This window comes from Streptomyces sp. NPDC001781, assembly GCF_053596035.1.
The window spans coordinates 144,532-154,500 of record NZ_JBSFFI010000015.1 but is presented as its reverse complement, the minus strand read 5'-3'; the positions used below and the strand labels follow the sequence as shown (position 1 = coordinate 154,500).

Annotated in this window: 11 protein-coding genes; 3 read left to right on the top strand and 8 right to left on the bottom strand. The window is 72.9% G+C overall.

Annotated features, from left to right (window positions below):
* Nucleotides 1-43: 43 nt before the first annotated feature.
* A complete protein-coding gene (locus tag ACWCV3_RS16675) occupies nucleotides 44-1,549 on the bottom strand; it encodes a cryptochrome/photolyase family protein (protein WP_451223829.1) in 1,506 nt (501 codons plus the stop codon).
* Between the two features lie 252 nt (nucleotides 1,550-1,801).
* The gene (locus ACWCV3_RS16670) at nucleotides 1,802-2,287 is read right to left on the bottom strand and encodes a MarR family winged helix-turn-helix transcriptional regulator (protein WP_451223826.1); all 486 of its coding nucleotides are present in this window, start codon (nucleotides 2,285-2,287) and stop codon (nucleotides 1,802-1,804) included.
* Nucleotides 2,288-2,448: 161 nt separating this feature from the next.
* On the opposite strand from ACWCV3_RS16670, the gene ACWCV3_RS16665 reads away from it, so the two are divergent.
* On the top strand, nucleotides 2,449-3,597 hold the full coding sequence (locus ACWCV3_RS16665; RefSeq protein WP_451223823.1) for a PP2C family protein-serine/threonine phosphatase: 1,149 nt from the start codon (nucleotides 2,449-2,451) through the stop codon (nucleotides 3,595-3,597).
* 65 nt (nucleotides 3,598-3,662) lie between these two features.
* Here the strand turns inward: ACWCV3_RS16665 and ACWCV3_RS16660 are convergent, their stop codons facing one another.
* The 3 genes from ACWCV3_RS16660 to ACWCV3_RS16650 are packed head-to-tail and all read right to left on the bottom strand — an operon-like array spanning nucleotide 3,663 to nucleotide 5,646.
* Nucleotides 3,663-4,565 (bottom strand): MauE/DoxX family redox-associated membrane protein, encoded by a 903-nt coding sequence (locus tag ACWCV3_RS16660; protein ID WP_451223820.1) that lies wholly within the window; start codon nucleotides 4,563-4,565, stop codon nucleotides 3,663-3,665.
* A 23-nt stretch (nucleotides 4,566-4,588) separates the two neighbouring features.
* A complete protein-coding gene (locus ACWCV3_RS16655) occupies nucleotides 4,589-5,212 on the bottom strand; it encodes a cell wall protein (protein ID WP_451223817.1) in 624 nt (207 codons plus the stop codon).
* An 11-nt stretch (nucleotides 5,213-5,223) separates the two neighbouring features.
* Entirely contained in the window at nucleotides 5,224-5,646 is a 423-nt protein-coding gene (locus ACWCV3_RS16650) for a hypothetical protein (protein WP_451223815.1), read from the bottom strand.
* 184 nt (nucleotides 5,647-5,830) lie between these two features.
* Between ACWCV3_RS16650 and ACWCV3_RS16645 the strand changes: the two genes are divergently transcribed.
* Nucleotides 5,831-6,217 carry an STAS domain-containing protein gene (locus ACWCV3_RS16645; protein WP_451223812.1) on the top strand — a complete coding sequence of 129 codons (387 nt, stop codon included), beginning with the start codon at nucleotides 5,831-5,833 and terminating at the stop codon, nucleotides 6,215-6,217.
* Between the two features lie 80 nt (nucleotides 6,218-6,297).
* Complete coding sequence (locus tag ACWCV3_RS16640; RefSeq protein WP_451223809.1) at nucleotides 6,298-6,699, top strand: ATP-binding protein; 402 nt, start codon at nucleotides 6,298-6,300, stop codon at nucleotides 6,697-6,699.
* Nucleotides 6,700-6,702: 3 nt separating this feature from the next.
* Here ACWCV3_RS16640 and ACWCV3_RS16635 read toward each other — a convergent pair whose 3' ends face one another.
* From ACWCV3_RS16635 to ACWCV3_RS16625, 3 genes are read right to left on the bottom strand one after another with little or no spacing between them, the layout of a single operon-like run.
* Nucleotides 6,703-7,113, bottom strand: coding sequence for an STAS domain-containing protein (locus ACWCV3_RS16635; RefSeq protein WP_451223806.1), 411 nt, complete (start codon nucleotides 7,111-7,113; stop codon nucleotides 6,703-6,705).
* The gene (locus ACWCV3_RS16630; protein ID WP_451223803.1) at nucleotides 7,110-8,207 is read right to left on the bottom strand and encodes a cobalamin B12-binding domain-containing protein; all 1,098 of its coding nucleotides are present in this window, start codon (nucleotides 8,205-8,207) and stop codon (nucleotides 7,110-7,112) included. Before ACWCV3_RS16630 ends, ACWCV3_RS16635 begins: the two co-directional genes overlap by 4 nt.
* The gene (locus tag ACWCV3_RS16625) at nucleotides 8,204-9,880 is read right to left on the bottom strand and encodes a SpoIIE family protein phosphatase (RefSeq protein WP_451223800.1); all 1,677 of its coding nucleotides are present in this window, start codon (nucleotides 9,878-9,880) and stop codon (nucleotides 8,204-8,206) included. The genes ACWCV3_RS16630 and ACWCV3_RS16625 overlap by 4 nt, the downstream gene beginning before the upstream one ends.
* Between the last annotated feature and the right edge of the window lie 89 nt (nucleotides 9,881-9,969).

The window sequence follows — 9,969 nt, the reverse complement described above, 5'->3', positions numbered from 1 at the left end:
CCGCCCCTCGTGGGCGGCGGCGCGCGGCGTTCCGCGTCCTCGCTCAGGGCGGCGAGTCGCCCCGCTCGCGGGCGGTGCGCAGGACGTCCTCCACGTCAGCGAGCCGGTCCAGGCCCTGTACGGCGCGGGAGGTGCGGTTGTTCGCGGCGAGCAGGTCGCGGTGGCGGTGGACGAAGGCCCAGTAGCCGGTGGTGTACGGGCAGGCCCGCCGGCCGGTCCGGTCGCCTGGCCGGTAGGCGCATCCGCCGCAGAAGTCGCTCATCCGGTGGATGTACGCCCCACCGGAGGTGTACGGCTTCGTGGTCATCCGGCCGCCGTCGGCGTACTGGGACATGCCGATCACGTTGGGCAGCATCACCCAGTCGTAGCCGTCGACGAAGCAGCGGTGGAACCAGTCGGTCACCGCGCGCGGCTCCCAGCCCTGCTGGAGGGCGTGGCTGCCCAGCAGCATCAGACGCGGGATGTGGTGGGTCCAGCCGGTGTCGCGGACCTGGGCCAGGGCGGTGGACAGACAGCGGGCGGTGACGGCGTCGGCGTCGAGTTCGAGGAACCACTCGGGCAGCGGGTTGCGGGCGTGCAGGGCGTTGCGGTCGCGGTAGTCCTCGCCGAAGTACCAGTAGAGCTGCCACACGTACTCCCGCCAGCCCGCCACCTGCCGGACGAACCCCTCGGCGCTGGAGACGGGCACCTCGCCAGCGCGCCAGGCGTCCTCGGCGGCGGTGACGACCTCGGCCGGGTCGAGCAGGCCGAGGTTGAGGGAGGAGGAGAGGAGGCTGTGGCTCATCACCGGGTCGGCGGTGAGCATGGCGTCCTCGTGCGGGCCGAACCCGGCGAGCCGGTGGCCGGTGAAGCGGCGCAGCGCGGCCAGCGCCTCACGGCGGGTGGCGGGGAAGCGGCGCGGGCCGTCGCGGCCGACGAAGGTGATGCCGTCCTCGCGCTCCCAGCGGTCGAGGTCGGCGCGGACCTCTTCGTCGATCTCGTCCTCGCGGGGCCGGTAGGGCTTCGGCGCGCCGAGGGTGCGGGCGCCCTTGGGCGGGGGCTCGCGGTTGTCGTGGTCGTGGTTCCAGCGGCGGCCGGCGGGTTCGCCGCCGTCCATCAGGAGGTCCAGCTCACGGCGGACCCAGCGGTAGAAGTCCTCCTGGCGCAGCCGGTGTCCGCCACGTCCGTCGGCCCAGGAGCGGAAGGTGTCCTGCGGGAAGAGGAAGCCGCGGGCGGGCAGCACGCGCACCCTCTCCAGTGAGCGGACCAGGCCGAGGGCGGCACGCGAGGTGGGGTGATGGACGGTGGCCCGGCCGGTGCCCACCGCCTCGCGCAGACCGTCGCGGTAGGTCTCGGCGCGGACGTACCGGGCGCGGTCGCCGAGTTCGGCGGCCCGGTGACGCATCGCGGAGAGGATCAGGTGGGCCTTGGCGCGGTGGAAGCGGCGGCGGCGGAAGACCGAGCGGGCCTCGATGAGCACCAGGGGGGCGTCGTGGGCGGGTCCGTCCGGGCCGGGGGTGAGGAAGTGGGGGCCGAGCTGGTCTCCGAACAGCCAGTGCCGGTCGGTCATCGCTGCCACTCCTCGATCGGTGCCCGGTGCGGCGGGACCGCGCAGGTGGGGGGGCGTATTCCTGTGTTGTCGATCTCATGGCTGTCCGGTGAAACACTTGCCGTTTGACAACTATGACCAAGAGGCAAGAAAGTATCCGGTGTTCACAGCAGGAGGGGAAGGATCAGGGATGTTCCGGTCGGCGGAGGCCGCTCCGTTCGCCGGTCACCGGCCACGATCCACGGCAGCCCGTTCGGCTGCGCACCGGTCCGCTCAGGCGGTCCGGGAGCCGGAGGACTCGTCGTACCCGTGTATCTGCTCCGACGCGACCGCGCAGAACGCCTCCAGGCCGGTGAGCAGGGCACTGCGCTCCCCGGCAGACATCCGCTCCAGCACCGAGCGCAGCGTCTCCTCGCGCCGGGCGCGCAGGTCCGTCAGAAAAGCACGGCCCCGGTTGCTGAGGTACAGGCGCACCTCGCGCCGGTCGGTGCGGCTCAGCTCGCGCTCGACGAACCCCGCCGCCTGGAGCCGGTCGCACAGCCGGCTGGTCGAGGGCGGCGTGGAGGCCAGATGGTCCGCGAGCGTCCGCAGGTTGATGCCCTCCTGGTGTTCCAGAATGAGCAGTACACGCAACTGGGACGCAGAGGCGGGAGCCGTGGATGCCCGGCCCCACAGCACTTCCAGCAGTTCCGCAGCCGTGGAGGTCACACGCGCGACTTCGACGGGCTCTGGGCGGGGGTGGAAGTTCGTCACGGTCACACTCTCGCAGGTACGGGGACGACCCACAGCCTACTAGCAGGCAAGACGGTCCGAAATATTCAGGAAAACGGCACGATACGTCCACCACTCGGCCCATCGCGGGGCGGGCGTAGCGTTCTTACGGGTGAGAGATTGGCATACCTACGATCGTGAACAGATTCATGGCTGTCGAGCGGGCGCTGCGTACGGCGCCTCCCTACGCCCTGGCCGACACCGTCCGCCGGGAGCTGGCCGGGCTCTACGCGGCCGAGACGGTGGAGTTCCTGCTGGCCGACTACGGCCTCACCATGCTCCAGCCGGTGACCACCCCGCCGCACACGCTCCCCCCGGTGTCCCTGCGCAACGGCCCCGCGGGCCGGGCCTTCGGCGCACAGGAACCCTTCCTGGAGAGCCTGGCCGACAACCGGCTGCGGGTCCAGTTGCCGGTCACCGTGCACGGGGACCGGCTCGGCGTGCTCACGGTGACCCTGCCCGAAACCGAGGACACCCGCGCCGCGCTGCCCGAGCTGGCCGACATCGCCCAGGTGCTGGGGCACGAGGTGCTGGTCGCCGACCGTGAGACCGATCTGTACCTCCAGGCCCGACGGCAGGACCGGCTCACCCTGGCCGCCGAGATGCAGTGGCAGCTCCTGCCCGGCCACTCCTGCTCACTGCCCGAGTTCGACCTCGGGGCCCAGCTCGAACCGGCCTACGCCATGCACGGCGACAACTACGACTGGTCGTCCAGCGCGGACCGGCTCACCCTGTACGTCTCCAACGGCATGGGCGAGGGCATAGAGGCCGCGCTGCTCACCAACCTCGCGGTCAACGCGCTGCGCAACGCCCGCCGGGCCGGCATCCCGCTCGCCGACCAGGCGGCCCTGGCCGACCAGGCGGTGTACGCGCAGTACCGGGGGCAGCGGCATCTGTCGGTGCTGATGCTGGACTTCGACCTCGCCACCGGCCACGCCCGGGTGGTGGACGCCGGCTGCCCGCAGCTGCTCCGGCTGCGCGGCGGTGCCGTGGAGCACATCGGCTTCGAGGCGCAGCTGCCGCTCGGCATGTTCGAGGAGACCGACTACGTCGCGCAGGAGCTCCAGGTGCGGCCCGGTGACCGGCTGGTCTTCGTCAGCGACGGCGTGTACACGGTCGCCTCACCCAAGGGTGAGGCGTACGGTGACGCGGCGCTGACGCGGGCCATCCAGGCCACCCGGCTGCTTCCGGCCTCGGAGGTGCCGGGAGCGGTGCTGCGCGAGCTGGCCGAGCACCGGGGCACTCCGGCGCCGGACGACGACGCGCTGGTGGTGTGCCTGGACTGGCACGGCCGCTGAGGGCCCCCGCGCCACGCCCCGGCCCGGTGCGACCGCCCTTCCCGGCGGCCGCACCGGGCCGTCTCCTATTCGACGAGGCGCAGCGAGCGGCGGGGCGGGGTCGCGCGCAGTTCCCCTGCGGCCACCGGCGCCCCCGTGTCCGCGTCGACGTAGCTGACGCGGATCACCGGATCGCCGGGCGTGTCACGGCTCGCTGCGGCGTCCAGGGCGAACAGGACCGCCACCGGGCGGGCCGCCTCGCCCACCCCGTGGACGCCGGAGAAGTGCAGGATGCGCCAGCCGTCGCTCTCCCAGTGGTCGAGCAGCGCGGAGCGCACCACGGGTGCCGTGGCGTGCCAGGCCAGGGAGTTCTCCAGCAGCTCCACGCTGGCGGCCACCGGGACCTGCCGTGTCCCGCCACCGCCGGTCAGCGGGTGGCCGAACATCCGCAGCCGGGTGCGGCGCAGGGGTAGCCGCCACCAGCGGTCCGGGTCCGCCGAGAGGGCGAACAGGATCAGCGCTCCCGCGGCCAGCACGGCGGCCGACGCCACCGGCCGGTCCCCGAGGGCGTCCCACCACGTGCGGCGAGTCCCGGCCGCCGTGAGCCCGCCGGCCGTGACGAGCGCGGCGCGGGCGAAGGCGCGCCAGGTGACCGGCGTGTCCTCGCTCGCGGAGCAGCCGCAGGACGCCTGCGGGGCCCGCGTCCGGCCATAGCCGAGGTAGCCGAGGAATCCGGCTCCCAGGAGCGCGGTGGCCGCCCCCGGCAGCACGGTGCCGGGGGCCACGAGCAGGGCCCCGGCCAGGAGGAGTTCGGCCCACCCGGTTGCCCGCAGCACCAGGACGGCGCGCTCGCTGCTGCTCAGCAGGCGGGCCAGCGCGGTCCGCGGCGCCGTGCGGGCGACGTCCGGGCCGAGGGCCTTGGCCGCACCGGTGCCGGCGAGCAGCCCGGCGAGGAGGAGCGGGAGGAGTCCCGCGGTCAGTGACAGCATCTGCGCCTCTCCCCACGTCCGCTTCAGTGCCCGACGGAGATACGGACGACGTCCACGGAGTCGTCGGACGGCCGCCAGGCGCCCAGCACCTGGGCGCTCTGCCCGATGCGCAGCCGTGACAGGTCGGAGGTCAGTCCTCGTCCGGCGTAGGAGGCCCCGGTGTCGGCGAGGATGTTGCCGACGACCTCGTGCCTTCCGTGGGCGAGGTGGACCCGGTTCTTCGCGATGCCCCGGATCGTGGTGTCCAGGTTGACGATGTTCACCCAGACCGCGTCGGCCGCCACCGTGCCGTCGGGCATGGGGACTCCGCGCGCGTAGAGTCCGTCGCCGACCTCGATGACCTCGGCGGTGGTGGGCCGTACCTTCCACACGCTGGTGACGTTGGTCATCTGTACGCGCGCGCGGTGGCCGCCGGAGCCGGCCACCACCAGCACGCTGCCGGTGATGCCGGTGATCCTCCCCTCCACGAACGTGGACCGGGCGATGGCCGGGTCCAGGGAGGGCTCGGCGGCGAAGGCCGCGTCGGCGTCGAGGCCGCCGAGGGCGCCGGCTCCGACGATGGTCGCGCCCCCGAGGGCGGCGGTGGTGAGGAAGCGGCGGCGGCGCATTCCTCCGGACGGCACTCCCGTGGCGTTCCGTGCGTTCATGTCGGGCCTCCTCACTCGTAGATGTAGACGGGGAGCCTGCCGGAGCTGAGGTTGCCGATCGCCGAGAAGGCGGCCGGGGTCAGGTCGAGCACGCGGTTGGTGCGGCAGGTGCCGTTGCAGCAGGTCGCCTCGCCGCACCAGTCCTTGGTGCGGGGGCCGCAGTCGGTGATGGTGATGCACACGGTGGCGCCGGAGCACTGGTGCCGGACGTTCATCACCGAACCGCAACCGCGCCGGGGGATGTTCTCGCCGCAGAGGTCGGGGCGGGTGATGTCGAAACACGCCGCCGAGGCGTTGGGCCAGGCGCCGTGGTGTGCGCTGGACTGGCAGTTGCCGCATGCGCCGCCGCCGGCGCTGCCACAGGGCCCCCACGAGTTGCCGCAGCAGAACCAACTGGTCTCACCGGCCCACAGGCTGGTCGATCCGCAAGCCATCGTACGGTCCTCCCTGATTGCAGGTACATGACAATCTTGACGGGGTGGAGCGATGGAGCGCTCCCATGATGCGCGCGTCTACGCGGGTTGCATAGAGTACGCGCACGAGCTCCCAGCGTGACGTCCTCCGGCCGGGAACACCCTGGACTGTGACTCGGTGGACCCCGTTTGGCACCATGGCCTCATGATGAACCGCAGTCAGGCGTTCGAGGAACCGATCCCCCCGGCGGTAGCGTACTCGCGCGCCGACGGAGAGCTATGGGTGATCGGACTGCGGGGGCACCTCGATCCCGAGGAACTGGACACCGTCGAGGACGCCACGGAGGACGCCCTGGTCCGCTGGGCCGGGCCGCTCGCGTTCGACCTTCGGGAGGTCGGCTTCTGCGACTCGTCGCTGCTCAACCACCTGCTGCGTACGGCGCGGCGCCGGAGCGTCGGCGTCTTCGGCGGTGACGGGACCGTGCGGCGCCTGTTCGACCTCACGGGAGCGGAGCGTCTGCTGCCCTCCCGGCCCGACCTGGAATCACTCCGTGGCGCCCTGTCCACCGTGCCCCGTCAGGCGCGGCCGTGACCGGCTCCACCCGGCTCGGCGGCGTGTCCGGACCGGGCGGGGGCACGCGGAGGGAAAGCACGCCCGCGCGAAAGGGGCCCATGTTCACCGCACACTCCCAGGCTTCGTCACCGGCCGACGCCCGTCGGCTCGCGGCGGCGTACCTGGACGCGCACTGTCCTGGCGCGGACGCGGAGGCGGTGCAGATCGTCGTGAGCGAACTGGTCACCAACGCCGTCCGGCACACCCCCGACGGCACCTGGTCGCTGGTCCTCAGACTGGAGGAGGGGCAGCTCGTCCTGGAGATCACCGACGACAGCCCCGAGCTGCCCACCCCGCGAACCGACCCGCCCCTGGACGGCCGTGGTGGCCTGGGTCTCGGGCTGGTGGAGAAGCTGAGCGACCGGACCGCCGTCGCCCCCACCGCGCGGGGCAAGACGATCACCGTGTGGTGGAAGCTGCCCACCGGTGACCACGCGGGGGGGCAGGCCTCGAAGCGGTGAGGCTCAGGACGAGGTGGACTCGGCGCCGTCGCTGAGTTCTCCGCCCGCCCCGGCGGCGCCGTCCGGGCCGGCCGTGAGGTACTCGGCGGTGCCGGTGAGCGCCAGCATCCGGGTCAGCTGCACGGGCCGGTGCCGCAGACGCAGGGTGACGCCCGCCGGATGGGTCCGGCGCCGCAGTGTCAGCAGGGCGGACAGCCCGCTGGAGTCGACCAGACGCAGGCCCGCGCAGTTCATGTGCAGCTCCCGCAGCGCCGGGCCGTGCTCCAGGGCGTGCGCGTCCAGTGTCCGGTTCACGGTGTCGAGGAACTCGTCCCCGGACTCGAAGTCCAGGACTCCCTGAAGCGTCAGCCGTATCGAGCGCGAGTCGAGGGCTTCGACGAGGACGGAGAAGCCGACTGGCTGGTGGAGGGTCATGCGGTCTTTCCTGGGCCGGGGCTGGGTCGGGGGGAGGGCGTCGCGGGGAGGGCCTCGGCGGCCGCCCTGAGGAAATCGAGGGCGCGGGGGAAGTCGTGCAGCTCTTCCCCGATGATGTCCAGTCCGGTCCGCAGGCTGTGCGGGGGCACGCGGCGGGCTTCGAGGATCTCCGCCGTCCATGTGATGAAGCCGGTGAACAGTTCGGGGTCGTCCACGTAGAGCGCGGTGGCCAGGAAGTCCACGATGTGCGCGAGGTCCTCGGCGGTGCGCTCGCGCTGCGCCTCGTTGTACGCCCGCATGCCGGGCCAGCGTGCCTCCAGGTCCGTGAGGGCCTGCCGGACCAGGGCGGAACGGTTGCCCCTGATCAGGGTGTACTCCTGGTCCGCGAGGTGGGGCAGGTCGTCGACCTGCTGCCTGGTCGTCGGCTCGGGGTGGATCAGGCCGTCGGCCAGCAGGTCCGCGGCCGCGCGGGCGTCGGGGGCCCAGGCGTCGGCGCCGATGAGACGGGCGTAGCGGCCGTCCGCGCCGAACGCCGCTCCGCCGACCATGACGGGGATGCCGATGGACTGCACGGCCGTGACCGCGGTGTGCGCGCTCGGCAGGTGCAGGGGCAGCGAGGCCGACAGCAGCGTGGCCGACGGGTTGGTCGCGTGCAGGTGTGCGATCAGATGCGGGGTGGTGGTGTGGGCGCCCAGGAAGTCCACCTGCCAGCCGCGCCCGGTGAGCACCTCGGCGAGCAGCCGTGCCGGAAGCACGTGCCACTCGCCGTCGACGCACGCGACCGTGACGCGCGGTCTGTCCGGCAGCCCGTCCGGTGCCGGGACCCGGTGGGCGAGGGCCGCGATGACCCGGTCGATGATCGCGGTGGCCGCGTGCTCCTCGGCGACGCTGATCCGGTCCGCGGCCCACTCCACGCCGACCCGGCGCTGGACCCCGCCGAGCACCTCCAGCAGCAGCGTCTCCCGGGCCGCTCCCGCGTCGGCCGCCGCGAACACCTCGCGCACGGCCGCCGCCTCGTCCTTGGCCATCACGGCCGTCCAGATCCGCTCCGACAGCTCCGCGCGGCCCTCCACCGCGGCACCGGTACCGCTCATCGGTGCGCCGCCCCGTGCCGGGCCGTCGCGTCGTGGTGGCCGTTGACGGCGTGCAGGGCGCCGTGGCCGCCCGCCGGGTTGGTGATGGCGAGCGTGGCCATGTCGTCGTGCCGGCCACCCCCCAGCCACTGGGCCGCCAGCATCTGCACCCGTTCCACCACCGCTTCCGCGGGCATCCGGGCACACGCGCCGAGGGCCGCCCGCAGCCGCTCCTCGCCGAAGAACTGATCGCCCAACGGGCCGCCGGACGCCTCGGTGATGCCGTCCGTGTAGAGCAGGCAGGTCTCCCCCGGCGCCAGCGACACCTGGGCGCTGTGCACGGTGACGTCCGGCATCGCGCCGATGAGCTGCCCCTGCGTCGGAACCTCCTCCACCCGGCCGTCGCTCCTGATGATCAGCGGCGGCAGGTGCCCCGCGCTGGTCAGCCGGAGCCGTACCTGGCCCGAGCGGCGGGTGACGGAGGCCAGCACCAGGGTGGCGAACCGGGTGTGGTGGGAGTTGAGCAGTGCGCCGTTGAGCAGGGAGAGCACCTGCTGGTGGTTCCCGGACAGCGGCAGCAGTGCCTGCAGGATGCTGCGGATCTTGCCGGTGAGCACGGCGGCCTCCAGCCCCTTGCCCGCGACGTCACCGAGGACGACGAACGTCTCCTCACCCGGGTCCGTGCCCGGGTGGACGTCGTAGAAGTCGCCGCCCACCCGCTCGTGGTCCCGTGCCGCCCGGTAGGCGCCCGCGTACTCGACGCCGTGGACGCGCTCCAGGCGCGGCGGCAGAAGTTCACGCATGAGGGTGGTGGTGATCGACCGCTGTTCGGCGTACAGGCGTGCGGCCGAGAGCGCCACGCCGGCCCGTGCCGCGAACAGCCGTGCGAAGACCTCCTCGCCCTCCGTGAACGCCTGGTGGGTACTGGAGCGCAGCAGGATCAGGACGCCGGCGGGCACGCCGTGGCCCGGCAGTGGGGTGACTATGACGGAGCCGATCGGGCCGCCGAAGCCCTCGGGCACGGCCCAGCCGGGCAGCTCGTCGGGGTCGATCCAGCGGGCGGGGACCGGCGGGAAGCCCTGGAGGGCCTCCGCGAGCCCGGCGACCGAGCGCGGGTCGATCTGGAGCATCTTCTGGCTGACCTCGCCGTCCGCCCCCGCGTAGGTCAGCGGGTAGCGACGGCCCTGACCTGGCGCGACGATGATCGCCGCGTCCGCGAGATGCCCCGCCGCCATCCGCGCGGTCACCGTCATGCACCGCTCGACGTTCAAGGAGGACAGCAGGGCGCTGGAGACCTCGGCGAGCAGGGCGGCCCGCTCCCGTTCGCCGCGCAGGGCCTGCTCGGCGAGGCGGCGGTCGGTGTCCTCCAGCAGCCACCACATCACTTTGCCGTCGCCGCAGACGGAGGGGTGCGCCTCGAAGCTGCGGCCGGCCACCTCGCCCGAGACGGTCCGTGCCGGGGTCTTCGCCCGACGCAGCTCACGATCGGCGGCGGCGAGCCAGCCCGGCACGGCCGCCGCCGTGGCCGAGTCCCCTGCCACGAGCGGTATCAGGCGGCGTGCCGCCTCGTTCGTCTCGATCACGGCCCCGTCGGCATCGACCACCAGGACGGGACAGGGTGCGCCGTTCCAGGCGGTGCCGACGACGACACCGCCGGTCGGCGGACTATCGGGTGTACCCGGAGAAGAAATCACAGTCGGGGAGCGCGAGCGTGCGCTCCACCACCTCTCAGTCGATCGAGAACGTTTACCAATGACAACGGTCTCGCATCCACCGGCCACGT